Source organism: Azospirillum brasilense (genome assembly GCF_001315015.1).
GTDB lineage: Bacteria > Pseudomonadota > Alphaproteobacteria > Azospirillales > Azospirillaceae > Azospirillum > Azospirillum brasilense.
The window spans coordinates 238,238-264,924 of record NZ_CP012916.1 but is presented as its reverse complement, the minus strand read 5'-3'; the positions used below and the strand labels follow the sequence as shown (position 1 = coordinate 264,924).

11 protein-coding genes are annotated in these 26,687 nt (G+C 68.8%); 3 read left to right on the top strand and 8 right to left on the bottom strand.

Annotated features, from left to right (window positions below):
• Positions 1–2: 2 nt before the first annotated feature.
• A complete protein-coding gene (locus AMK58_RS29930) occupies positions 3–2,417 on the bottom strand; it encodes a hybrid sensor histidine kinase/response regulator (RefSeq protein WP_079285551.1) in 2,415 nt (804 codons plus the stop codon).
• 230 nt (positions 2,418–2,647) lie between these two features.
• Here AMK58_RS29930 and AMK58_RS22665 point away from each other — a divergent pair, with 230 nt between their 5' ends.
• The gene (locus tag AMK58_RS22665) at positions 2,648–3,511 is read left to right on the top strand and encodes an LOG family protein (RefSeq protein WP_059399491.1); all 864 of its coding nucleotides are present in this window, start codon (positions 2,648–2,650) and stop codon (positions 3,509–3,511) included.
• A 3-nt stretch (positions 3,512–3,514) separates the two neighbouring features.
• Here the strand turns inward: AMK58_RS22665 and AMK58_RS22660 are convergent, their stop codons facing one another.
• Complete coding sequence (locus AMK58_RS22660) at positions 3,515–4,306, bottom strand: DUF3750 domain-containing protein (RefSeq protein WP_059399490.1); 792 nt, start codon at positions 4,304–4,306, stop codon at positions 3,515–3,517.
• Between the two features lie 136 nt (positions 4,307–4,442).
• Between AMK58_RS22660 and AMK58_RS22655 the strand changes: the two genes are divergently transcribed.
• The gene (locus tag AMK58_RS22655) at positions 4,443–4,883 is read left to right on the top strand and encodes a hypothetical protein (protein WP_035679582.1); all 441 of its coding nucleotides are present in this window, start codon (positions 4,443–4,445) and stop codon (positions 4,881–4,883) included.
• A gap of 6 nt (positions 4,884–4,889) precedes the next feature.
• Here the strand turns inward: AMK58_RS22655 and AMK58_RS22650 are convergent, their stop codons facing one another.
• Positions 4,890–6,839 carry a mechanosensitive ion channel family protein gene (locus AMK58_RS22650; protein ID WP_051140685.1) on the bottom strand — a complete coding sequence of 650 codons (1,950 nt, stop codon included), beginning with the start codon at positions 6,837–6,839 and terminating at the stop codon, positions 4,890–4,892.
• A 419-nt stretch (positions 6,840–7,258) separates the two neighbouring features.
• On the opposite strand from AMK58_RS22650, the gene AMK58_RS22645 reads away from it, so the two are divergent.
• Positions 7,259–7,633 carry an RT0821/Lpp0805 family surface protein gene (locus tag AMK58_RS22645; RefSeq protein ID WP_035679584.1) on the top strand — a complete coding sequence of 125 codons (375 nt, stop codon included), beginning with the start codon at positions 7,259–7,261 and terminating at the stop codon, positions 7,631–7,633.
• Between the two features lie 44 nt (positions 7,634–7,677).
• On the opposite strand, the gene AMK58_RS22640 is transcribed toward AMK58_RS22645, so the two are convergent.
• The 5 genes from AMK58_RS22640 to AMK58_RS22620 all read right to left on the bottom strand — a co-directional run bounded on the left by AMK58_RS22640 (position 7,678) and on the right by AMK58_RS22620 (position 26,669).
• Positions 7,678–9,879 (bottom strand): site-2 protease family protein, encoded by a 2,202-nt coding sequence (locus AMK58_RS22640; protein ID WP_051140686.1) that lies wholly within the window; start codon positions 9,877–9,879, stop codon positions 7,678–7,680.
• Positions 9,880–9,882: 3 nt separating this feature from the next.
• Positions 9,883–11,247 (bottom strand): efflux RND transporter periplasmic adaptor subunit, encoded by a 1,365-nt coding sequence (locus AMK58_RS22635; protein WP_236778340.1) that lies wholly within the window; start codon positions 11,245–11,247, stop codon positions 9,883–9,885.
• A complete protein-coding gene (locus AMK58_RS22630; RefSeq protein WP_236778339.1) occupies positions 11,237–12,025 on the bottom strand; it encodes an efflux RND transporter periplasmic adaptor subunit in 789 nt (262 codons plus the stop codon). Before AMK58_RS22630 ends, AMK58_RS22635 begins: the two co-directional genes overlap by 11 nt.
• A gap of 138 nt (positions 12,026–12,163) precedes the next feature.
• Positions 12,164–14,014: a TolC family protein gene (locus AMK58_RS22625; RefSeq protein ID WP_051140687.1), complete on the bottom strand. Its 1,851-nt coding sequence runs from the start codon at positions 14,012–14,014 to the stop codon at positions 12,164–12,166.
• 67 nt (positions 14,015–14,081) lie between these two features.
• Complete coding sequence (locus AMK58_RS22620) at positions 14,082–26,669, bottom strand: Ig-like domain-containing protein (RefSeq protein ID WP_158646831.1); 12,588 nt, start codon at positions 26,667–26,669, stop codon at positions 14,082–14,084.
• Positions 26,670–26,687 lie beyond the last annotated feature (18 nt).

The window sequence follows — 26,687 nt, the reverse complement described above, 5'->3', positions numbered from 1 at the left end:
GCTCAAGCCGGCCCGATGGCTCCAAGATGGCGCGCCAGCGCGGCTTCAAGAAGGCGCGGCGTCACCGGCTTGTGCATCAGGCCGAGACCGTGCCGCGCGGCGTCGCGCTGGGGTTCCGGCCCGATCTCCCCGGTGACGATGAGACCCGGCACGTCGGCACCGAACAGGTCGCGGACGCGCAGGATGGCCTCGGTGCCGACGCGGCCCTGGCGCAGCCGGTAATCGGCCAGCACGATGTCGGGCCGCCGCCCGCCTCCGCGCAATCGCTCCAGCGCTTCGCCGGTACTCCCGGCGGTCAGCACCTCAAACCCCCATTCGCCGAGCATCACCGCCAGCCCCATCAGAACGATGGCGTCGTCCTCCACGACCACGGCCAGCCGCCCACCCCCGGTCGCCGTCATGGCATCGGCCCGCGCCATCCGGGCGGCGGGCGGCGGGGGACGCGGCGCATCGTGGCGGACCAGCGGCACGCTGATCGAGAAGATCGAGCCGCGCTCCGGACGCGACACCAGATCCACCGGATGGTCGAGCAGCCGCGACAGCCGGCGCACGATGGCGAGCCCCAGGCCGAGTCCCTGGTCGCGGTCGCGCTCCGGGTTGCCGATCTGGTGAAACTCCTCGAAGATGCGCTCGCGCTGGTCGGGCGGGATGCCCAGGCCGGTGTCGTGCACCTCGACGTACAGGCACGTTCCCTGGGGCCGGCAATCGACCATGACGCGGCCCCGGTCGGTGTAGCGGATGGCATTGTCAACCAGATTGCGCAGCATCCGCCCGAGCAGGACGCGGTCGCTGCGCACCGTTCCGGTGCAGGGCACGACCCGCCAATCCAGCCCCTTGGCCTCGGCCAGCGGGGCATAGGCGGCGGACAGCGGGCCGAGCAGCTCGGCGACCGGAAACTCCTCGATCTGCGGCGCCACCACCCCGGCGTCGAGGCGCGACACGTCGAGCAAGCTGTCCAATAGATCCTTCAGCGTGTCCAGCCCCTGCTGAAGCCGATCCAGCGCCCGCTGCCCGGCCTCGCCGGCGACATGGGGACCCAGCGCCCCAGCGAACAGCAGGATCGATTGCATGGGCTGGCGGAGGTCGTGGCTGGCGGCGGCCAGGAAGCGGCCCTTCGAGCGGTCGGCCTCCTCCGCCGCCTGCTGGGCACGCCGGATATCGTGGATGTCCACCGCGGTGCCGATCCAGGAGACGATGGCACCCTTCTCCCGCACCGGCACCACGCGGCACTGGTGCCACCGCCATGCCCCGTCGGCGCGCCGCATCCGGATGTTGCTCTGATAGGGCGTGCCCGCGGCGATCGAGCGTGTCCTCAGTTCCAGATAGGCGGGGCGGTCGTCCGGATGGAATCCCTGCCAGGCGGACATGGCGTCCGGGTCCTGGCCGGTGTAGGCGCGCAACTCCTCATTGTAATATTCGGGGGTGCCGTCCGAGCGGTTGATCCACATGAGCAGCGGCGTATTGTCCACCAGTGTACGGAACCGCGCCTCGCTCGACCGCAACGCCTCCTCCGCCCGCTTGCGGGCGGTGATGTCGCGGGCCACCCCGACGACGCCGATGGCCGCCCCCCATGCGTCGCGCAGGGGCATGACGCTGATCATCAGAACGCGCGTGCCCTCCTCCGTCGGGAAAGGCAATTCCTCCTCGACCGTTTCCTCCCGCCCGGTGGCGATCACCCGCTCGCACAGGTCGTCGAGCCGTGCAGCCTCCTCCGGCGGGAACAGATCCTCGTCGGTCAGGCCTGCCACCTCCTCCCGCGTCCGTCCGAACAGGCGGGCGGTCGCGGAGTTGACCAGGGTGAAGTGGCGCTCGCGGTCCTTGGCGAAGATCGGATCGGTGACGCTCTCCAGAAGGCTTTCCAGCAGGGCGTTCTTGTCCCGCAGAAGCGCCTCCGCCGCCTGGGCGGCGCGGTGGGCGGCCTGGGATTCCATCTCGTGCATGGCGAGACGGGCAAACTCCTCCAAGTCCCGCTCGTCCTCGGCGCTGAACTCCGGGTGGGGCTGGTGATCGAGCAAGGAGAAGGTTCCGATGCGCAGCCCATCCGGTGCGATCAGCGGCGCCCCGGCGTAGAAACGCAGGTGCGGCGGCCCGGCCACCAACTCGTTGTCGGCGAAGCGTTCGTCCTCCCGCGTGTCGCGCACGACCAGCACCGCGTCGTCGAGGATGGTGTGGGCGCAGAAGGACAGCCGCCGCTCGACGACCATCGTGTCCAGGCCATGGCCGGCCTTGGACCATTGCCGCGTCTCGTCCACCAGATTGACCATCACGATGGGCATGCGGAAATGGCGGGCGCCCAGCCGGGCAAGCCGGTCGAAGGCAGCTTCCGGCGGCGTGTCCAACACGCCGTAGCTCTTCAGCCGGTCGAGCCGGGTGCGCTCATCCGATGGCCATGGCGGCTCGATGCTGCTCAACGTCACCCCTTACGAACAAGACGCGGATAAGACGCTGATGGTCGGGCACAGACGCGCCCGCACCATGATGTGGGCAGGGGCAAGGCTTATGGAAAGACGTGCAACCGCTTTCCCTTCCGCCTCCCTCCGGTCTGCGGCACAATTGCTTTGAATGCAAACCCTTTGAGTCCGGGCAATGGCCCGCCCGCGACCCCACATGACCAGAAGCCGTTCCCCGTCCCCACCCGGAGCACAGCATGAAGGACAGCAGGCCGAACCACGAATCAGCCGCCTATCGCATCGCCTTCGAGGACCGCGACTTCCTGTTGAGCGAATCGATGCGCGGGGTGCGCTTCATGCTCGAATACGCCAAGCCGGAATCGGAGCTGAAGGCCTGGGGCATCCGTTCCACCATCGTGGTCTACGGCAGCGCACGGGTGCCCTCGCCCGAACGGGCGGAACAGCTTCTCCGTGATGCCCGGACGCCGGAGGAGCGGCAACTGGCCGAACGGCGGGCCAAGCAGGCGGCTTGGTACGAGGAAGCGCGGACCTTCGGCCGCATCGTGTCGGAGCGCGGCGGCGCCCTGGCGCCCACCGAGGACGGGCAGCGCGACAACGTGATCGCCACCGGCGGCGGTCCCGGCCTGATGGAGGCCGCCAACCGCGGCGCGCAGGAGGCCGGGGCGCCGAGCATCGGTTTCAACATCAGCCTGCCGCAGGAACCGCACCCCAATCCCTACAGCACGCCGGAGCTGACCTTCCGCTTCCATTATTTCGCCATCCGGAAAATGCATCTGGCGATGCGCGCCAACGGGCTGGCCATCTTCCCCGGCGGCTTCGGCACCTTCGACGAGGCGTTCGAGATCCTGAACCTGCGCAACACCAACAAGGCGTCCCGCCTGCCCATCGTCTTCGTTGGGCGCGACTACTGGAACGAGGTGGTGAACTTCCGCGCCCTGGCCGACCACGGCATGGTCAGCGCCGGCGACCTGGAATTGTTCGACATCGCCGACACGGCGGAGGAAGCGTGGGACTGCATGACCCGGCTCGGCCTCAAGCGCGGCAATCCGCCGCTCGGCCCCGCCGGCACCGGCATGTCCGCCGCCGACGAGGAGACCTGAGGCTCAGCCGGGCGGCGGGCCATCGGCGGCAGCCGGGGCGGTCGGGGCGGGGGCGTTCAGCGCCAACCGCCCGACGCCTGGGATCTTGACCGCGAGGTCGAAGGGATCGACCCCGAAGGTCATGCCGAGCAGATTCACCTCGAACCCCTCCTCCTTGGCCAGGAGCAGCCCGGCGAGGCCGAACAGGCTGACCTGCCAACCGGTGCCGCTGGGTGCCCGCGCGATCAGGCCGGTGCCCAGATAGTCCTTGCCCAGCGCCGTGGAGGGAAGGTCGAGCCGCAGGTCCGGTACCGCCCGCCCCACCCAGGCGGCGAAGGTGTTGCTGTTGGGGCCCGGCCAGATGCGGTATTCCCCGGCGTAGGGGTAGCTCCGGGCCGCCTCGGCGATCTTGGGGATGGCCGCCTCGGCGGCGGGGCCGCGCAACTCGGCCAGCACGGCGGGTGCGGAGCCGAACCACCGCCCGTCCGGATCGCGGTTGCTGACCGCCACCGCCGGCAGACCGCGGTAGACCCGCCAGCCGATCACTTCGTAGACGGTGTAGGCCGACGCCCCCGCCGGCTTCACCGCGAACCATGGGTGTGTGCCGAAGGCGCCGCGCCAGGACAGGGCGCGGGCGGCGTAGACCTGCACCACCGCTTCCGGTGTCGTGGCGGGATCGGGGGCGAGGCCGACGGACCTGCGGTCCGCCCGGCTCCAGTCCACGCCCAGCGTCGCCGTTCCCGACGCGATCACGAAGGCCGGACCGGCCAGCAGCAGGACCAGAGTCATCAAAATCACCAGGATGGTGGCCGCCATTCTTTTCCGCACCGCTCCCTCTCGCCTGATGGGCCGTTTCCCAGATAGGCTGTCATCGCCCTGCCCGCCACCGATGTTGTACGTTGAGGGCCATCCGGATGGTTTATCGCCGGATGGTTATCCAAGGAGCGCACCGATGCCCGCCGCCGACTTGACCGATCTTCTGGACCGTATCACCCGGCAGGCGCCGACCCGCGCCGCGACGATGGAGGTCGCCCGTGCGCTTGGTTGGACCACGGGGCCGAGCCGCAAGGGGTGGAAGGTGGTCCAGCCCACCGGCTATGTCGGCGGCATGGTCGTCCCGCCCAGCGCCGACACCGCCGCCGCGGAAGTGTGGTTCGATCCCGAGGGGACGGAGCGCGGCCTCGCCGGCCCGAACGCCGAGTTCCCGCCCTATCTGACCAGCCTGGACACCGCCCTGTCCGCCGTCCCCGCGGCGGAGCGCTCGGCCACGCTGCGGGGCGCGTTGGACCGCCACCGGGCATGGCAGGAGGAAACGGGGCGGGACGACGCGGCGCTCGGCCGCCTGCCGGCCTTCGTCATCGCGGCGTGGCTGTCGGTTAAGCCGGTGGCGTGACGAACGTCACTCCGCGGCACCGCTCTCCTTGCCGGAACCGTTCATGGCCTGGGCGGCGGCGAAGCCGATGATCCGGTTGGCCGCCTCCGGATCGTCCACCCGCACCACCACGCCACGCCCGACCAGATGGATTCCATGGTCTTGGAAGGCACGGATCAGGCGATGGTAGGCCTCGCGCCGGATGACGAACTGCTCATTAGGCTTGGTGATGAACTTGACGCCGATGATCGCCGCGTCGTCCTCCACCCGCCGGACGCCCTGGGACTTCAGCGGTTCGATGAAGCTCGGCCCCATCTCCGGGTCGGCGGACAGGTCCTTGCCGACCTCCTTCACCAGCTTCTTGACCAGCCCCATGTCGGTTTCCGGTGGCACGCGGAACTCCAGACGCATCAGCGCCCAGTCGCGGCTGTAGTTGGTCAGCGCCTTGATCTGGCCGAAGGGCAACGTGTGCACGGCGCCGCGGTGGTGGCGCAGCTTCAGCGAACGCAGAGAGATGCCCTCCACCGTGCCGCGCAGTTGCCCGACCTCCACATAGTCGCCCATGTGGAAGGCGTCCTCCAGCAGGAAGAAGACGCCGGCCAGGATGTCGGCGATGGTCGACTGCGCGCCGAGACCGATGGCGATGCCGACCACCCCCGCCCCGGCGAGCAGCGGTCCGATCTCGATCCCCAGCGAGGACAGCACGATCATGACCAGGATGACGACCAGCACGACCTGAAGGAACTTCCGCAACAGCGGCAGCAAGGTCGCCAGCCTTTGCCCGCGGGAGGAAACGCCATCGTGCCGCGCCCCTTCCAGAGCGCGGTCGATGGCCCGCACCACCATCGTCCAAGCGACGTAGCCCAGCAGAAGCACGACCGTCACATTGAACAGCAGCCGCAGGACGATGCCGATCGCTCCGGAGGCTTGTTCCACCCGGAACCCCCAAATGGCCGCTGTGGCGAAGACGCCAACGACGAACAAGGCCGACCACAGCGCCCGCATCACCCGCGCCACCGCCGCCTTCCCCGCCGCCGTCTCCTCTCCCCGGTAGAAGCGGGCGAGTGGGCGCTGGGCCATCAGGGCGATGGCCGGTACCGCCAGCGCAACCAGCAGGCTGGCCAGCATCCGCGGTCCGGTCGCCGGCTCCAGCCGCACCGCGGCCGCTGCGACGACCAGCCACAAGGCAACCAGATAAACCGAGGCCGCCACAGCCCACAGCCCCAACGTGGGGTGGTCCTTCGCCTCGATGCCCAGCGGATGGGCGACGGCCCGCGCCACCGCCGTGCGCCCGCGCCACACGCGGAAGAGCAGATAGAGGAAGGGCACGGTGCTCAGCGGCAGACCGATGGCGACGATGGCGTTTCCGGCAACCCCCAACGCCAGAAGAAGATCGACCAGCCCGAGCACCGTCGCGGCCAGCGTCACGGTGATCACGCCCGTGCGGTGCAGGGCGCGCGCGTCCGTGTCCTCCAGCGGGATCAAGCGCAGCGCCGTGCGTCCCGGCGCGCAGAGGAAGCGGATCAGCCGATCGCTTAAAAGCACGGTCATGGCCGCCTGGAGCACCGCCAGCAGAACCGCCGGAGCCGCAGGATGCGACGGCCGCACGATCGCATAGACCACCAGTACCCCGACTGCGAAGGCACCCACCGGAACCAGCCCCAGCACGAAGCGCAACCCTCCCGTCAGCAATGGCGCCCCGCCTTCCGACTCCAGCTTCCTGAGCGGTTCCGCCAGAACCCGCTTGGTCAGCAGCAGCGCCACCGTCCCCGCCGTGAAAAGAATCAGCAAGCCGCGCAGCAGGCGCAACGGGTGCACCGCCACCTCCCGCCCGTTGGGACGCGCGAAGGCGTCCGACAGGATGGAGGGAAGCTGCGGATAAATGGCGGCGACCGCCTCAAGCCGTGCCGCATACACCTCCAGCGCGGTCGCCGTTCCGCCAGCCGTGAGGGTGTGGACATCCGGTGTCTGCCCCAATGCGCTTCCCGACCGCAGACCAGCAAACAGCAGGGCCGCAAGAAGAAAAGTGGCGAGCAGCGGAAGGGCCGTCCTATGGAGACGGGAGCGACACCTTCCCGAATCGTCTTCCATCGGGACCATCCAGGCGGGGTGCGTGGAGTGGCGGCCCATCAGGTTGAAAGGCCGCCCCATGGCTTAGGACGCTCGTCCTCATCCTTGCCATGAGGCCAGTACGTTACGGTTGCCTACCGGACCGAGCAGCGCCCCGTGCGCGCGGGGTTCCTCTCTCCTGCGTGCAGCGTATGTTGCAGAGGACGTATGTTACGGTAAGGCGACGGTTCGTGACCTTCCTTCACGAGCGGGCTTCCTCAATCGTTCCTAAAATGCCCGGATTCAGTCAACGGTCACCTCGGTCAACGGTCACAAGGAACCGCCGCATGCGCCTGTTATCCATCGCGTCCCTTGGGCTTCACGCCGCCACGTTAATCGCGACGCTGGCCATAGCCACCCCCGCGCAGGCCCAGTTCGGCCTGTTTCTCGGTGGGCGCGGCGGGGTGGATCTGACGGACGAGGATTGGGACCTGTTCCGCAAGGCGCTTGCCGATGCCCTGACCCCCATGGAGGCGGGACGGCGCACCGAATGGAACAACCCGAAGACCGGTGTGCGCGGCGACGTGGTCGTGGAGAAGGTCCACGAGCGCGACGGTGCGCCCTGCGGAGACGTTCAGGCCAACTTCATCCGGCGGACCGTCCAACCCTACAGACTGACCTTCTGCAAGATGGCCAACGGGCGATGGGCGATCGCGCCCTGATAGGCGCCGGGGCCAACGCGCCCTGAGACCGGCGTCCCCTCCCGTCAGAACCCGGTTTCGCGGATCAGCACGGCCAGCGCGGTGCGCCAGAAGCGGTCAGCCACACTGCGCGCCTCCCCGTCCACGCGAGCCACGCCGCGCATCTGGTGGGCGGGTCCTGCCTGCGTCCGGTCCAGCGGCGTCAGGGTCACCCGGTAGACGGCTTCCACCGGCTTCAGATTCAAACGCGCGGCCTCGGCGTTCGTCCGTCCCATCGACGGTCCGGTCTGGCTCTCCACAGCGACCGGGCCACCATGGATCGAGGCCAGGGCGGGAATGTCCAGCCCCTTCACGCTCACCCGGTTCACCGCCGTCACCTGCGCTTCCATCCGGGGGCGCAGCGGGTCGTCGGCATGAAACACCGCGCCCGCCCCCACCATGACGCGTGTGAGGTCGTTCTCGGCCACATAGCCGACCAGTTCGCCGCCACCATCGGCGACGATCTGGCCGAGCGCCAGCGACGGTCCGACCCAGCGCCCGGGGCGCAACGCGTCGGTCACATCCACCACCGTTCCGGCGATGGGCGCACGGATCTCCAGCCGTGCCAGACCGTCGAGCAGGCCCTGCCGGTCGGCCAGCCCGGCGGCAAGGTCCTCCTCCATCACGCGCACCCGATCCAACCCGTCGCGGGCGGCCAGCATGCGGTCGATGCGATCCTGCGCCAGCGCGATGCGCAATTCCGATTGGTGCAGCCTGCTCGTCAGTTCCGGCGCCTCCAGGCGGAACAGGGGGTCGCCCGCCGCCACGCGCTGGCCGGGCTGGACCAGAACTTCCGCGATGCGCGACGGGACCGGAGCGAACAGGGTCGAGAAGCCCTCCGCCCGCCACACCGATGGCACGGCGATGGTGCCGGTGACCGGCACGAAGGCCAGCCAGACCAGCGCGGTCAGTCCACCCAGGGTCATCAGCAGGTTCCGGTTGGGCCGCAGACTGCCCCGCCGCTCCCACCATTCCTTCGCCTCGTTGAGCAGCGGGCGAAGGATGAACCAGCCGACTTCCACCGCGAACAGCACGATTCCCAGCACCTTGATGAAAACGTGATAAACCAGCACCGCGATGCCGATGAACAGCACCAGCCGGTAGACCCAGGTGGCGAAGGCGTAGGCCAGCATCACCCGGTGCAGCCACGGATCGAACCGCTCCGGCACCTCGTCGCCCAGGCCGAACAACCATTCCCGCAGCCGCCAGCGGGCCAGCGCGAAGGCGCGGTCCTGCAGGTTCGGCACGTCCAGCGCGTCGGCGAGCAGGTAATAGCCGTCGAAGCGCATGAAGGGGCTGAGGTTGATCGTCAGGGTCGTCACCCAGCTCACCGTCGCCACGAAGAAGGCGGCGCTGCGCAGCGGCCCGTCGGGCAGGAAGCTCCAGGCCAGCGTGGCAAAGGCGGCCAGCGCCAGTTCGGTCAGCATGCCTGCCGCCGCAATGTGCAGCCGGGCGCGGCGCGAGACCAGCCGCCACGCGTCGCTGGTGTCGGTGTAGAGCACCGGCCACATCACCAGGAAGGCCGCCCCCATGGTCGGCACCCGGCAGCCGAAGCGTTTCGCGGTGTAGGCGTGCCCCAGCTCGTGCAGCGTCTTCGTCACCAGCAAGGTCAGGCCGTAGAGCGCCATGCCCTCCAGCGTGAAGAAATGCAGGAACGTGTGCGCGAAGCTGTCCCATTGACGCATCGCCAGAATGAGGCCCAAAACCCCCGCGCCGATCACCGTCCACAACCAAGCGCGGCTGTAGAAGGGCGCAACGTAGCGCACCGTGGCGTTCAGGAATGCGTCGGGGCGGACCAGCGGGATGCGGAAGAACAGATAATTGTGCAGCAACCACATCCACCAGGACGTGCGTCGCGCCGCCGTCTGCTTCGCCAGGAAATCGACGTCGGCGCCCTGGGTCAGGTTGCTGCCGGCCAGGAACTTGTAAAGGTTGACGACATCCTCCGCCTCCGGCTCCAGGACCGTTTCGGCGGCCACCGCTGCGGCGATGGCGCGGGGCGATCCGTGATGCCAGCGGGCGATGACCTCGAAGGCGCCGTGGCCGATACGGAAATAGCGGTTGCGCACCGGATCGTGGATCGTCCAGCAGGGCGACCCGTCCGAGGCCGGCGGGGCTGGCAGCAGTTGCAGCTCCTCGCGCAACGGCGGCAACCGCACGCTGTCCAGCGGATCCACCGGCGTGACCGCCGCCGGCCCCGTCGTCATGCCGATGGCGGCGGCGCCCATGGCTCAGAGCCCCACGGTCTGGCGCAGCGCCGCCAGCGGGCGGCGGAAGAGGTAGAAGGCCAGCGGGACCCGCTCACCCTGGATCTTGGCGGTGCCGCGCAGCCCGATGCGCGGCGTCGGCTGGTCCGGCGCCAGATCGGCGCGGACGCGGTAGGCCAGGACGCCGCCTGGGGTCAGCCCCGGTTCATAGCTGGCATGGGACACCGTGGCGCGCAGCGGACGCAGCGGATCGACGTTCAGATAGAGGCTGACCTCCGCCCCCTCCTGGAGCACGATCGCGTCGTTGACCGGCACATGCACGTCCACCTCGGCGGCTTGCGGATCGGCCAGGGTCAGGATGCGCTCGCCCACCGCCACCGGCTTGCCCAGCCAGTCGTTGGCGTCGGTGAAGACCGCAATGCCCGTCCGCTCCGCTTTCACGGTGACGCGGTCCATCAGGTCTCGTGCGAAGTCCATTTCCGCCCGGCGCAGTTCCACCTGGGTCTTCAACTGGGCGATGCGCGCCTTGCTCAGCGGATCGGTGAAAGCCCCCTGGGACGCTGTCAGCAACTCGGCCTCCGCCGAGGCCAGCGCCTTGCGCGCGACCTCGAGGCGGCTTTTCAGAACCGACGATTCGAAACTCAACAGAGGCTGGCCGGTGGTCACCGGCTCGTTCGGCTGGACGTGGAAGCGTTCGATCACGCCTTCCAGCGGTGCGCTGACGATCAGCGGGTCGCGCGGCGCCACCTCCGCCGGAGCCAGCGTCGATTGCGGAACGGGAATGGCCAGAACGGCTGCCAGAACCGCCACCACCGCCAGCGCCCATATCCCCTTGCGTGTGCGGACTCCGGATCGGCGTCCGGCGTGAGTCAGCGCCCACCAGGCGTGTCCATAGCCGCCGGAGAGCTGCCCGAGAAGCACCTTCTCCCCGTCCGTCCACGCGTCGTCGCGGGCGAGCCACAAGACCGCCGTGACGGTGCCGTCAAGCCCTGGCAAGGGCACCCACAGCGCCTGCGCCGGTCCCCACTGCCCCCAGTCGCGGGCCAGCGCGGGCGGCACCTCCGTAGGGGCAATGCCGTGCAGGTTGCGCGCCTCCGCTCCAGCGGCGATGGCCGAAGCCGCGGCCTCCAGCCAGCGGGTGAATGGGGCGTCGCGTTCCGGAACGGCGACGTTGGACACCGCCTCAAGCCGCGCCTTGCCCGACGGCGCGACGGTCAGGAAGACCGCCTGCTGGTAGGCGATCATCCGCCGCGTCTGGTTCACCAGGAGAAAGCGCAGCGCCTCTGGAGTCTGGGCCTGCCGGGCCTCCTGCTGCAGGTTCAGGAGGAGCAGGAGGCTGTTCAGCGGGTTGGTCGCTTCCATCCGGATGGATTTGACGTCATCGGGCACCTTTGGCCTCCTCCGCCGGGTTGAAGCGGGCGGTTCCGCTCATACCGGCGACCAGATTCGGGGCGTTGCCCTGCTTGTCGGCCAGCAGCTTGCCCGTCACCTTCAGCGATTGGCTGACCGGGTCGACTCGGGCACCGATCAGGGTGACCTCGCCGTCCAGAGCCTCGCCCGTCTCGTCGATGCGCAACTCGAACCGCTGGCCGGGCTTCAGCCAGACCAGCCAGGACGACGGAACAATCAACTCCACCCGCAGATCGCGGTCGGAGAGGACTTCCAGCAGAGCCGTCCCGGCGGGGACCGACTCATGCTCGCGAATCCGCTGCTCCACCACCTTGCCATCGAAGGGCGCCTTCACGTCGCAGCGGCGGACCTCGATCTCCGCCTTGCGCAGATCGGCGCGGGCGGCCTCGGCCTTGACCTCGGCCATCTCGACCTCGGCGCCGCCGATGGACTTCAACTGCTCCAGCCGGCGGCTCTGCCGCACTGTGACGTCGGCGGCCCGCAGATTGGCGCGGGCCGCATCGACCGCCGCCTGATAATGGCTGCAATCGAACGCGATGAGCGTCTGCCCCGCCTTGAAGGACTGACCCGCCTCCACGGTGATGCGCCCGATGCGCCCAGCGATCTCGCTGGACAGGACAGCGTGCTGCCGCGCCTCGATCAGCGCGCGCACCCCGCCTTCGGGGGCCGGCGCCGGGTCGGCGGCGGCAAGCGGCAGGGGAAGCAGCGCGATAGACAGCGCGGCGAAGAAGCGTGAGGGGCGAAAGCGGCACATCATGGCAGAGATTTTCTGCACCCTTTGCTCCGGAAGCGCAACGATCCAGGATCGGCAAGTGGTCCTGTACGCTTATTTGTTTCAGCACCAGGCGCCGGCACAGCCGAAAGGGGGCGGCGCGGGTGCGCCACCCCGTCGGCATCAACGCGCGGAGGCACGCCCCATCGGGGCCAGCGCGCTCGACGGCACCGAATAGACCTTGACCGGCTCCGTCCGGGTGGACGGGCTGTAGGACACCGTCAACGGCGTGGCCATGGACGCGGCCGGTTGCTGCGGCAGTTCGGCCACCGTCACACGCTCCGGCACTGCGGCTTTGCGCTCTGCCGGCTCCTCGCCGCGCGCGGCGACCGGGACGGCCTTCGGTTCGTCCATCGGCTCGGCCGCCTTTTCAACCGGAGCCTTCTCCCCCGGAGCCTTCTCCGAGGTCGTGGCGGCGGGAACCAGAAGATCCTGGAGGCGTGCCGTGCCGCCGGCCTTCTGCTGCCAGGCGCCCAGCCCGTCGGACACGGCCTGACGGAGCGTCGTCAGATCCTGGGACGGGACGGCCTCCGGCATCGGATCGACGCCCGCCGACACCATGACGCGGGCGTAGGCGTTCTGCAGGTCGGCGTAGACGAGATCACGCCGCAGATCGGAGACGAGTTCCGACACCTCGGCCTGGATCACGCTCATGTCGCCCTGCTGGCCGACCGTGCTGCTGTTGACATACTGCTGCCGGATGCGGCGGTCGATCGCCGCCTGATCGGCGTTGAGCGAGAACTCCTGCGACAGCTCGCGGAACTGAACCACCGCCACGCGCACCTGGCTCAGCACCGCCACGCTCAGCGCCTGACGGCGGAAGGCAACCAGCTCCTCCTGCGCCTTGGAGAAGGCATGGGTGTCCGGGGCCGAGGCCAGGGACAGGATGTTCCACGACACCCGCGCCCCGTAATCGGCCCAGCGCTGGTTCAGCAGGAAGCTGTTGCTGTCGAAATGCAGGCCGGCGTTCAGGTCGATGCCCGGCAGCAGCTTCAGCAGGGCGCGGCGCGTCTCGTCGGCGGTGATGCGGGCGTTGTAGGACTCCTCCAGCAGCTCCGGACGGTTCAGGAGCGCGTAGGTTTCCAGGGCGTCGACCGAGGCGGTGATTACCGGGACGTCCTTGCCGGTGACGTCCGGCGGCATCTGAAGGGTGAAGGTCTCGCCCGGCGGCAGGCCCATCAACGCGCCAAGCTGCGACTTGGAGGCCACCAGCTCGCGCCGCAGGGTCTGGAGCTGGCGCAGCGTGTCGACCAGCGCGCGCTGGTAGGACAGGGTCTGCAACGGAGCCTGGACGCGCTGGGCCTCCAGGGCGTTCGCGTTCTTGCGCGCCGCCTCGATGCGCTTCTCCAGCGGTTCGATCCGCTTCAGCAGACGCTCCGCCGCGACCGCGCGCCAATAGGAGGTGCGAACGTCCTGCAGGATGCCCTGGACAACGCGGCGGCGGCGCTCGTCGGCGATCAGGACGAGGTTGGAGTTCTGGCGGGCGCGCAGATAGCTGACGCCGAAATCGAGAATGTTCCAGGTGAAGCCCAGATCGGCGGTCCGGCGGTGCCGGTCCGTGGCCGTGGTGCTCTCGCCCGTGCGGCGGCCCGTGGCGAGGTTGAGGCTTTCCGATCCGGATTCATTGTTGCGTCCGGTGTAGCCGGCCCCCGCCACGAGACGCGGCAGCATGTCGAACCGCGACAGGTCGAGCTGCTGGTTGGCGACCGCCATCTCCATCAGCTTCACGCGCTCGTCGAGGTTGTATTTGATGGCCCGCGCCATCGCCTCGTGCATTGACACCGGACCGGTGATCGGCTCCTGCGGCGCCATGATGACCGACATGTCCTCGCGCAGGCGGGACACGTTCTCGTCATCCGTCAAAGGCTTCGGGCTGACGGAACATCCGCTGGCGAGCAGGGCTGCGGCAACCAGGGCGAAGGACGCGCGGGCCTTGTGGCCCCGCGGCCGGAGGGAGGAAGGGAACCGGGTCATTCTCGTCGGCAATCCATTTGGGAAGAAAAGCTTAGGCTGGGAAGAAGGCGTGGGGGCACGGGCGGCTCTAGGCCGCCCGACTTCCCGGCGGGACATGTGAGGTGAGCGCGGCGAGCAGAGCCGCCGTCTGGGCGTCGGCAGCGCCATGGATCTGGGCGACCTGACGGGAGAAGGCCGGGCGGGCCAGCGGAGATCCGTCGAGGTCGGCGCGCGGTCCGGGGGCCTGCCCCGAACCGTCCGCGCCGGCCGGAGCGTTGCCCGGATCGCCACCCGCCGGCGCATCGCCGGCTGGCGGCTGGCCTTGCCCTTGTGGCTGTCCCTGTAGCTGTCCCTGTGGCTGCCCTTGCGGTCCACCCTGATCGGCGGGCCGGTTGGCCGGCGCGTTCTCAATCGTGGATCCGGGCCCCGTCGGGCCGCCGGGCCGATTGCCCGGTGCGCCGCCGAACCCGCCGGTTGCGGTGCTGGGGCCGCCGGGGGCCGTGCTGCCGCCCGGCGTGCCGCCAGACGCCGCTCCAGGCACACCGACCGGACCGCTGACACCGCCATTGCCCGTTCCGGTGCCCGTCGCCGGGCCGCCGGCCGCCGTTCCGCCTGTGCCGAGGCCCACGCCCGGACCGCCGCCCGCCGGGACTCCACCGAACCCGACACCGGCGCCAATTCCGCCCGATGCGGTCCCGCCCAAGCCTGAACCGCCCAACCCCGAACCGCTGCCAACGCCGCCGCCGAGACCGCCGCTGCCCAGGCCGCTGCCGCCGCTGACGACGCCGCTCAACCCGGAACCGCTCGATCCGCCGGTGCCACCGCCCAGGACCCCGCTCGACGAACTCGCTGTGCCACCGCCGGAGGGAGCCCCGCCCATCGCGGAGATGGTGATTGAACGTCCGGCGTCGCTGCTGGAGGAGTTGCCGAGGTTGCCGATGGTGATCGAGCGCCCGGCGTCCGTGCTGCTGTTTCCATTGCCGGTACCGCTCCCGTTGCCGATCGACGAGCTGGTGATGACGCGGCCCGCGTCACTGCTCATCTGCAGGCTAGGCAGGGTCGGGGCTGTGCCCAGCGTCGGCCCGGTCGTCTGCGTTGTCCCGGTCCCGGCGGCCGTTGCGACCGCAAAGTTGGACGAGGACGCCGCCGTCGTCGTGTTCCCTGTGGAGGCCACCACCACGGCCGGCGGAGGCGGAGGCGGAGCCACCGAGTAGGTGGTCGTGCCGGCACTGCCGGTATTGCCCACCGCATCGCTCGCCTTGGCCGCGATCACGTAGCTGCCGACGCTCAGGTCGCCAGCCAGGGCCAGTTGCCAGGCGCCGGCCGCGCTGGCGCGCGCCGTACCGACCGCTTGCCCGTTGATCGTCACTGTGACCAGGCTGTTCGCCTCGGCAGTGCCCTGCACGACCGGCGTGCTGCCGACGGTGGTGTTCAGCGTCACCGTCGGGGCGAGCGGCGGCGTGGTGTCGATGGTCAGGGTGGTGACCGCCGACAGGCTGCTGACGTTGCCGGCCTTGTCGGTGGCCTGCACCTGCAGGCTGTGGGTGCCGTCGGCCAGCGCCGCTGTGAACTGGAAGGTCCAGGCGCCGTTGGCGTCGGCGAGCGCCGTTCCGGCGACCTTGCCGTCGACCAGCACATTCACCGTGCTGCCGGCTTCCGTCGTCCCGGCCAAGGATGGCGTGGCGATCCCGGAAATCCGCTCACCCGCCGCCGCACCGGCGACGGTGGCGCTGGTCACCGAGGGTGCTGGCGCCACCGGCACCGCGGTGTCGATCACCACGGCCAACGCGTCGGACGGATCGCTGACGATGCCGAACCGATTGGTCGCCGTGGTCGTGATGCTGTGCGTTCCGTCGCTCAGCGCCGTCTGGAGTCGATGGACCCAGAAGCCGTTCTCGTCAGCCACGGCGGTCCCCACCGCCTTGCCGTCCACCAGCACGGTCACGGTGGCGTTCGCCTCCGCGGTGCCGGAGAGCGTCGGCCTCGTCACGTTGGTCAGCCGGTCCGTCGCCGACATACCGGAGTCGGACAGGCCGCTCAGCGCCGTCCCGACCGGCTTCGCCGGGATCGGGGTGTCGATGCGCACTTGGCTGGTGTCGCCGACTCCCTTCAGGGCCGTCACCAGCGGTCCCTGGGCCGCGTCCGTCACGATCGAGCCGTTCAGCGCCAGCCCCAGGACCGCGATGCCCTGCGGCGCGCGGTCGCCGACCGGGACGACATAGTCGAACCGCAGCAGCGTGCCGGTGCTGCCCGCCGCGTTGTAGACGGCGTTGCGGATCTCGCTTCCGACCGCGAGTTCCAGAACCGGACTGCCGCCGTTGATGATGGACGCTTCGCTGAGCTGCACGAAGAAGCTGACCGTCTCGCCCGGCAGATAGGTCCGCGCCGGGGGAGGCGTGACGCTGACCACCGACGGCGGCGTGCGGTCCACCGACACGTTTCGGGTCGCCTGGGTGGGGTTGCCCGCCGCGTCGGTGAGGCTGGCGGTGACGGTGTAGTTGGCGCCGTCGGTCAGCGCCAGCAGGTCGCCGGACGGGACGGTCAGGCTCCAGCGGTTGTTGGTCACCGTTGTGCTGTAGGACTTGCCGTTCAGCATCACCGTGATCGTCTGGCCGTCCTCGACACCGTTGGTGACGCCCGACACCGTCTGTCCCACCGCGCTGTCCGCGGCGTTCAGCACGTTGTCGCCCGCCACCGTGGCGATGGCGAGGGTTGGCGGCGTGCGGTCGACCGAGACGCTGCGCGTCGCCTGAACCGCGGCGTTGCCCGCCACATCCGCCAGATCGGCGGTGATGGTGTAGGCGCCGCCGTCCGGCAACGCCAGCAGGTCGGCGGAGGGGATGGACAGGCTCCAGGCGTTGTTGGTCACCGTCGTGCTGTAGGTCTTGCCGTTCAGCGTCACCGTGACCGTCTGGCCGTCCTCGACACCCGTAGTGGTGCCGGCCACCGTCTGGGGCACCGCGCTTTCCGCCGCGTTCAGCACGTTGTCGCCTGTCACCGTGGTGATGGAGACGGTCGGCGCCGTGCGGTCGAAGGTGACGGTCCGAACAGCGGAGTCAGCGCTTTCCATCCCGGCGATGACCTGACGGACGGTAAAGTCGACCGCACCGCTGAGGCCGGACACGTCGACGCCGGTGAAGCTGTAGGCGCCCGACGCGTCGGCCGCAGTGGTCGCCACGAGCGAGCCGTTGGCGTAGAGCCGCACCGTCGTGTTGGCGTTGGCGTTGGCGCCGCTGCCGTTGAAGGTGACGCTGCTCGCCTTGGTGATGTTGTCCGTGTTGCTGTTGCCCGTGTCTGACGCGGGCGCCAGGGTCACGGCGCTCCCGAGGGCAGCCGGAGTGATCGAGAGGCTGGCGGTGTCCGTTGCCGCAGAGAAGGCGGAAATCCCGCCACCACCCGCGGTCGCCACCTTGGTCCCGGCGGTGCCACTGGTCTGGTCCCAGGCGCGGAAGGTGATCGCGGCGCTGAGGATGCCTGCGTTGGCGCCCGTCGGCTGATAGTAGAGCCGGTCCGTCGTGCGCAACAGCAGCGCGTTTCCGCTGTCGTTCACAGTGCCGACCGCGGTCCAACTGGTGCCGCCGTCGGTGCTGTAGTACCAGATGCCCCCTTCCGAATTGTCCAGGCCGACCAGTGCGATGCCTGTGACGGCGCCGCTGTCCACGTCGGACACGTTCGCGCCGAGCGCCACCAGGGACGACACGGCTACACCGACGGCACCGTTCGGCGCGCCTGCGGCCTGGGCGACGCTGGGCAGGGTCAGCACGCTGTCGGTCAGCACCGGGGCGTCATTGACCGCCGCCACCTCGATGTCCACCGTCGCGCTCGCGACGCTGAACTGGCCGCCGGCGCCCAGCCCTCCGTTCGCGGTGGTGTCGTTACCGACCGTCGTGCCAGCCGTGCCGGAGGTCTGATCCCACGCCTTGAAGGTGATGCCGTTGACGACCGATCCGTTGTAGTCGGCGTTCGGGACGAAGCGCACACGGTCGGTGCCGGCGAGCAGCAGGGCTGACGCGCCCGAGACGCCGGTGATGGTGGTCCAGGTCCCGGCCCCGCTCTTGTACTGCCATGTGCCGTTGCTGCTGTCGATCGCGGTGATCGCGATGCCCAGCGCGTTGCCGTCGACATCGGTGGCCGTGCCGGCGGAGGCCAGAATGGCCGCCACGGTGTCACCGTTGTTGCCTGTGGCGTCCTCCTCGATGGCGGTCAGGCTGCGCGCATCCGTGCTCAGCACCGGCGCGCTGTTGAGGATTTCCGTGTAGCCCGAGCTCGCCGTCTGCGTGCCGCCCTTGCCGTCGTTGGCCGTCACCACGACGCGCAGGTACTTGTGCGCATCCGATGTGGTCAGCGTGTAGCTGGAGCTGATCGCCCCGCTGATCGACGCGGCGTTGGTGCCGTTGACGTCGTCGGCCCGGTACCACTGGTAGCTGTAGCTCCGGCCGTCGCCGTCCGGATCGCTCCAGGTGCCGTTGGTGGTCGACAGCGCGTTGCCCACCGTCGCCGTGCCCGTCACGGTCGGCACCGCGCTGTTCACCGGCGCGCTGTTGAGGATCTCCGTGTAGCCCGAGCTCGCCGTCGGCGTGCCGCCCTTGCCGTCGTTGGCCGTCACCACGACGCGCAGGTACTTGTGCGCATCCGATGTGGTCAGCGTGTAGCTGGAGCTGATCGCCCCGCTGATCGACGCGGCGTTGGTGCCGTTGACGTCGTCGGCCCGGTACCACTGGTAGCTGTAGCTCCGGCCGTCGCCGTCCGGATCGCTCCAGGTGCCGTTGGTGGTCGACAGCGCGTTGCCCACCGTCGCCGTGCCCGTCACGGTCGGCACCGCGCCGTTCACCGGCGCGCTGTTGAGGATCTCCGTGTAGCCCGAGCTCGCCGTCGGCGTGCCGCCCTTGCCGTCGTTGGCCGTCACCACGACGCGCAGGTACTTGTGGGCGTCCGAGGCGGTCAGCGTGTAGTTGGAGCTCGTCGCTCCGGCGATCGAGGCGGCGTTGGTGCCGTTGACGTCGTCGGCCCGGTACCACTGGTAGCTGTAGCTCCGGCCGTCGCCGTCCGGATCGCTCCAGGTGCCGTTGGTGGTCGACAGCGCGTTGCCCACCGTCGCCGTGCCCGTCACGGTCGGCACCGCGCTGTTCACCGGCGCGCTGTTGAGGATCTCCGTGTAGCCCGAGCTCGCCGTCGGCGTGCCGCCCTTGCCGTCGTTGGCCGTCACCACGACGCGCAGGTACTTGTGGGCGTCCGAGGCGGTCAGCGTGTAGCTGGAGCTCGTCGCCCCGCTGATCGAGGCGGCGTTGGTGCCGTTGACGTCGTCGGCCCGGTACCACTGGTAGCTGTAGCTCCGGCCGTCGCCGTCCGGATCGCTCCAGGTGCCGTTGGTGGTCGACAGCGCGTTGCCCACCGTCGCCGTGCCCGTCACGGTCGGCACCGCGCTGTTCACCGGCGCGCTGTTGAGGATCTCCGTGTAGCCCGAGCTCGCCGTCGGCGTGCCGCCCTTGCCGTCGTTGGCCGTCACCACGACGCGCAGGTACTTGTGGGCGTCCGAGGCGGTCAGCGTGTAGCTGGAGCTCGTCGCCCCGCTGATCGAGGCGGCGTTGGTGCCGTTGACGTCGTCGGCCCGGTACCACTGATAGCTGTAGCTCCGGCCGTCGCCGTCCGGATCGCTCCAGGTGCCGTTGGTGGTCGACAGCGCGTTGCCCACCGTCGCCGTGCCCGTCACGGTCGGCACCGCGCTGTTCACCGGCGCGCTGTTGAGGATCTCCGTGTAGCCCGAGCTCGCCGTCTGCGTGCCGCCCTTGCCGTCGTTGGCCGTCACCACGACGCGCAGGTACTTGTGCGCATCCGATGTGGTCAGCGTGTAGCTGGAGCTGATCGCCCCGCTGATCGACGCGGCGTTGGTGCCGTTGACGTCGTCGGCCCGGTACCACTGGTAGCTGTAGCTCCGGCCGTCGCCGTCCGGATCGCTCCAGGTGCCGTTGGTGGTCGACAGCGCGTTGCCCACCGTCGCCGTGCCCGTCACGGTCGGCACCGCGCCGTTCACCGGCGCGCTGTTGAGGATCTCCGTGTAGCCCGAGCTCGCCGTCGGCGTGCCGCCCTTGCCGTCGTTGGCCGTCACCACGACGCGCAGGTACTTGTGGGCGTCCGAGGCGGTCAGCGTGTAGTTGGAGCTCGTCGCTCCGGCGATCGAGGCGGCGTTGGTGCCGTTGACGTCGTCGGCCCGGTACCACTGGTAGCTGTAGCTCCGGCCGTCGCCGTCCGGATCGCTCCAGGTGCCGTTGGTGGTCGACAGCGCGTTGCCCACCGTCGCCGTGCCCGTCACGGTCGGCACCGCGCTGTTCACCGGCGCGCTGTTGAGGATCTCCGTGTAGCCCGAGCTCGCCGTCGGCGTGCCGCCCTTGCCGTCGTTGGCCGTCACCACGACGCGCAGGTACTTGTGGGCGTCCGAGGCGGTCAGCGTGTAGTTGGAGCTCGTCGCTCCGGCGATCGAGGCGGCGTTGGTGCCGTTGACGTCGTCGGCCCGGTACCACTGGTAGCTGTAGCTCCGGCCGTCGCCGTCCGGATCGCTCCAGGTGCCGTTGGTGGTCGACAGCGCGTTGCCCACCGTCGCCGTGCCCGTCACGGTCGGCACCGCGCTGTTCACCGGCGCGCTGTTGAGGATCTCCGTGTAGCCCGAGCTCGCCGTCGGCGTGCCGCCCTTGCCGTCGTTGGCCGTCACCACGACGCGCAGGTACTTGTGGGCGTCCGAGGCGGTCAGCGTGTAGCTGGAGCTCGTCGCCCCGCTGATCGAGGCGGCGTTGGTGCCGTTGACGTCGTCGGCCCGGTACCACTGATAGCTGTAGCTCCGGCCGTCGCCGTCCGGATCGCTCCAGGTGCCGTTGGTGGTCGACAGCGCGTTGCCCACCGTCGCCGTGCCCGTCACGGTCGGCACCGCGCTGTTCACCGGCGCGCTGTTGAGGATCTCCGTGTAGCCCGAGCTCGCCGTCGGCGTGCCGCCCTTGCCGTCGTTGGCCGTCACCACGACGCGCAGGTACTTGTGGGCGTCCGAGGCGGTCAGCGTGTAGCTGGAGCTCGTCGCCCCGCTGATCGAGGCGGCGTTGGTGCCGTTGACGTCGTCGGCCCGGTACCACTGATAGCTGTAGCTCCGGCCGTCGCCGTCCGGATCGCTCCAGGTGCCGTTGGTGGTCGACAGCGCGTTGCCCACCGTCGCCGTGCCCGTCACGGTCGGCACCGCGCTGTTCACCGGCGCGCTGTTGAGGATCTCCGTGTAGCCCGAGCTCGCCGTCGGCGTGCCGCCCTTGCCGTCGTTGGCCGTCACCACGACGCGCAGGTACTTGTGGGCGTCCGAGGCGGTCAGCGTGTAGCTGGAGCCGGTCGCCCCGCTGATCGAGGCGGCGTTGGTGCCGTTGACGTCGTCGGCCCGGTACCACTGGTAGCTGTAGCTCCGGCCGTCGCCGTCCGGATCGCTCCAGGTGCCGTTGGTGGTCGACAGCGCGTTGCCCACCGTCGCCGTGCCCGTCACGGTCGGCACCGCGCTGTTCACCGGCGCGCTGTTGAGGATCTCCGTGTAGCCCGAGCTCGCCGTCGGCGTGCCGCCCTTGCCGTCGTTGGCCGTCACCACGACGCGCAGGTACTTGTGAGCGTCCGAGGCGGTCAGCGTGTAGTTGGAGCCGGTCGCCCCGCTGATCGAGGCGGCGTTGGTGCCGTTGACGTCGTCGGCCCGGTACCACTGGTAGCTGTAGCTCCGGCCGTCGCCGTCCGGATCGCTCCAGGTGCCGTTCGTCGTGCTCAGCGCGTTGCCCACCGTCGCCGTGCCCGTCACGGTCGGCACCGCGCCGTTCACCGGCGCGCTGTTCAGAATGGCGGTGTAGGCGGAATAGGCGGTCGTTGTGTTGGAGTTGCCGTCGTTGGCCGTCACCACGACGCGCAGGTACTTGTGCGCGTCCGACGTCGTCAGCGTGTAGTTGGAGCTCGTCGCCCCGCTGATCGAGGCGGCGTTGGTGCCGTTGACGTCGTCGGCCCGGTACCACTGGTAGCTGTAGCTCAGCGAGTCACCGTCCGGATCGCTCCAGGTGCCACTCCCCCCGGACAGCGTGTTGCCCACCGTCGCCGTCCCCGTCACAGTCGGCACAACGCTGTTCACCGGCGCGCCGTTGGTGGCTCCACCCGTTGTCGTGACGCTGACCTTGACCGGCGCACTCATGAGATTCCCGGCACTGTCCTTCGCCACGACATAGAGGTCGTAGGCGGTGCCGACGGTCAGGCCGGTGATCGATCCGCTGCCGTCGAACGGCGCCGACGACGCGCTCAGGCTTCCGGACTTCAGCGCGGTTCCGCCGCCGGAGGCCGTGCCCGTTTCCACTTCCGCGGCGGTCGGGGCGGTCGCGTTGCGGGGGACCAGGACATAGTAGATTGTCCCCGCCTCGTTGAGGCTGGCGGACAAAGTGAAGCCGGTGTTGGTGATGCTGGAGGTGGCGGCGGCGACGTCGAAGGTCGGCGCCACTTGATCCACCGTGTGGGTGCCGCCGGTGAAGCCCGCGGCGATGTCGTTGTTCGCCGTGTCCTTGATGCCGGTGCCTGTGCCCTTCAAGTTCAGCCCCAGCGTTCCGGCGCCGGAGATGCCGGTGACCGAAACCGTGTAAACACTGGCGGACACCTGGGTGACGGTGCCGATCGTGCCGGAGGCCGTACCGGTCGTCGCCAGCGTGAAATCGGCGGCGTCCACGCCGGATACGCCTTCGCTGAACGTCACGGTGTAGGTGATCGAGGATGCGTTGGCCGCCGGCGTGCCGGACACCGCGATGCTGTTGACCGCCGGGGCTGTGGTGTCGCCTGCGGCCACGGAAACGCCAACGAAACCAGGCAGGGAGGTGTTGCCGGTGTCATCGGTGACGGTGAAGCTGACCAGCCGCGAGCTGTTGGCGGTGCTCGTCGTGGCGTAGGTGATGTTGGCCATCAGCGCACTGACCGCCGCCGCATCGGCGTTTGCGTTGAACGTGATGATCAGATCGGCGCCATTGCCGCCCGCCACCGTACCGATGACCGATCCGCCGTAGGTGACATTGCTGCCGCTCACACCGATCTGACCGGCGCCGGTGCCCTGATTGCGGATGCCCAGCACGTCGTTGGCCGTCACGCCGTCGACCGCCACCGTCAGGTTGCCGCCGTTGAACGTGGTGCTGTCGCTGTCGGTGACCGCCGCAGCCGTTCCCTGGTCGATCACCTGGGCGCCGGAGCCGGCCGTGTAGGACAGGGTTTCGCTCGGCTGGACCGACATGACGATGTCGAAGACCAGCTTGTCTCCGACCGCGACGCCTTGGCCGGTCGGCGCGAAGGTACCCGGCACGTAGAACGAGAAGACCTTGCCGTTGACGCTTCCGACGATCTGGCTTTCGTTCGCGAAGTTCGCGCTGGACGACGTCAGATTCTTGGTCACCTGCGTGAAGGAACCGAGGCTGCCGTTGGGCCCGTTCTCGAAGGTGAAGCTGAAGGTAAAATTGCCGCCTTGCGTGTTGAAGCCAGTCGGCGGAACCACGAGGGTGATGCGGGCTGCCGTGCCGCTCAGGAACTCCACATCCATATCGAAGCTGGCATAGGCTTGGTAATCGACGCTCCCTGGCACGCCCACCGGCACCGCGGTCGCGGAGTCGTTGGCGCCGCCGGTGAAATCGTCCCCGTCCGTGACGTACATCTTCAGGTCGAGGATGCTCAGTCCGCTGACGACCGGAGCGGCGGAAGGGGACGCCTCGTTCACGTCGGTGACCGTCACCGAAATCGTCTGGTCGGTGGTGTTGCCGTTGGCGTCCGTGGCTCGCACGATGACGACGTAGACGTTGTTGCCGTCCGAATCCGTGGGCGATTCGTAATCCGGTGCGGTGGCGAAGGTCAGCGCCGCGCCGGACAGCGAGAAGCTCGCCTGATCGGCGCCGCCAACCAAGCTGTAGGTGACCGGGCCGTTGCTGTCCGTCGCGGCCAGCGTGACGACCGCCGTCGTGTTCTCCGGAACCGAAGGCGTGGCGGAGGACGTGAAGACCGGCGCGTCCCGGTCCACCGTGTGGGTGCTGCCGGTAAAGCCGGCTGTGATGTCGTTGTTCGCCGTGTCCTTGATGCCGGTGCCGCTGCCCTTGAGGTTCAGTCCCAGCGTGCCGGTGCCGGTGACACCGGTGACCGTCACGGTGTAGACGCTGGACGAGACCTGAGTGACGGTACCGATCGTGCCGTTGGCGGTGCCCGTCGTCGCCAGCGTGAAGTCAGCGGCATCCACCCCCGTCACGCCCTCGCTGAAGGTGACGGTGTAGCTGACCGAGGATGCATTAGCCGCCGGCGTGCCTGACACCGCGATGCTGGAGACGGTCGGCGGTGTGGTGTCCGACCCGCCAGCGTTGAGGGTGATGGAACTGGTCCGCGCGGTGCTGGTCGTTTCGCCGTCGTTGACGGTGACCGTGGCGGTGCGGGTGCCCGTGGTGAAACTGCCGGCAGTGTTCTTGTACTGGATCAGCCGAACCACCGCCTGATAGTCCGCCAGATCTGCGGCGCCCCTCAGGGTGATCGTCGTCGTGTCGTTGCCGGTGACGCTGATGCCGTAGCCTCTGGCCGTCGCCACGGACGCCGAAAGCATGCTCAGCATTTCCGCCGCACCATCCGACGTCCCGGACAGGGTGATCGTGGCGCCGAGCAGACGGGTGTCGCTGTCGGTCTGGGTCAGGACGGCGTTGGAGGCGATCAGCACACCGGACGCGGGCGTGGAGGTGCTGACGGACTCCCCGGTGCCGGCGCCCACCCCGTTCAGGTCGACGGACGGCTCGCCCACGTTCCAATGCACCTCGTAGGCGCCGAGATCGAGCGCCCCGTCGCGGATACGGTCCATGCCGCGGATGTCGTAGTTTCCGCCGGTGTTCGCCACCGTGGTGCCGTTGCCCGCGTTGATGAAGGACGTCGCTGTCGCAGCTGGGCGGTAATCGCGATTGGCCGCGTCATGGAACGTCGCTGTCCCGCCGATGGTGCCCATGTAGTTGTTCACGTCGGTCAGGGCGACATTTGCGGATGCACCGCTGGTGATTTTGATGGAGTTCGGATCGGTAAGGGCGACACCTTTATGGTTGCCACTGTTCCCAGCGATGATCGTGTTGGTGACCAGAAGTTTCGAGCCGGCATTTGCCGACGCTCCGTAGACGGAGATGCCCGCAGTGGCATGGCCGCTGGACTGCGGGTTGTTGGTCGGCGTGTTGCTTGTTACGTTGTTGACAATCGTGGTGTTGCGAATCTTGGCATCAAAGGCCGCGGCGGTTTGCCCAGTACTCGGGCTTATGACAATCATCCCGCCCAGCAAATTGGCGTCGTTATATGTGCTTGCATAGCTGTTGTTGGCAATAACCGTGTTGTCGACGACCAAAGACGATGCGACAGAACGAATCGCAGCGAAATAATTCGTGCTCGTTCCAGTGCCCATACCGTCAAGGAATGACGAATTCTTAATGCTCAACGTTGCAGCTGCGTAAGCAGTGACAGCCGTTCCGTAATTGTAGCGAAAGGTTACGCCTTCAATATTCAATGTTCCGGCCTGCGCCCACACGACGCCTTGGAGTGCCGGCCCCCCGTTATAGAACCGCTCGAAGGTCAGGTTCTTGAGGTTGAGCGTGAAACCGCTCGCGTTCATATGGATGCCGCGATAATCCGACGTGTCGGTGACGTTGTCGTTGTTGTTGTCGCCGCTGAGAACGATGTCCGCGATTCCATCGCCGTCGACATCGCCGTTGATCGTCAGACCCTTGTCCGTGATGACTTGCAACGCCGTGTTGGTGGCATCGCCGATCCGCACCTTCGAACCGACGAGTGTCGGCGAGAAGAGGATGACCTGGCCGTCGGTGGCGCCCACGATCGCATGGGAAAGAGACCCGGAAACCGATGCCCCACCAGTGGCGGACGTGACCACCAGATCCGCCATGGTGCCGGAGAAGGCCTCCATCGACGTCGCGGCGAAGGGGTTCGAGGCTTCGATCGAACCGGACTTCACCTCCAGGGTCCAGTTCTTGCCCGCGCCGCTGCCGGTGTCGTCGCTGGAAGCGGCGACATCGGCGCCGGTCAGCCGGTGGACCGTCTCCACGAACTCCTTGCCGGCCTCTCCCGCTCCAACGTTGCAGGCGTAGAAGAGAATGTCACCGCCGGGCCGCAGCGCGGCACCGATCGTCTGGAAATCGGCGGCGCGGTTGTCCAACCCCGCCGTCCAGTACACGCGGCCGGCCATGTAGAGATGACCCTCGCCGCCATGGCTGACGACCTGGACGGAATCCAGGCCGGACATCCCGGACAGCGCCTTCGCCATCTGGCCGAGCGCCTCCTGCTGGGGGTCGAGGAGGACAACCTTGGCGTCGGGGGCGATGTCCTTGAGCAGCGTCTGGTAGTCGGACACGCTGGTGTCGACGAACACCACCGACCGGGCCGCTCCCTGGAGCCCGGCGAGCCGCGCCGTCACCGCCGCAGGTTCGGTGGGTGATGGAGTCGAGGCGGCCGGGGACGACGACGCGGCTGGAACGGTCGACTCCTTGATGGCCCAATCGACGAGTTTGTCAGCGTCGGCGGCCTTGGCGGCGCCCTTGTCCCCCGGCGCGGGCTGATCGGGTTGATGATGAACCTCGGCAACCGTGACGGCGCCCGCGGCGTCGAACATGAAGCGCGGTTCGAGAGCCATCGCGAACATCGATGAGGA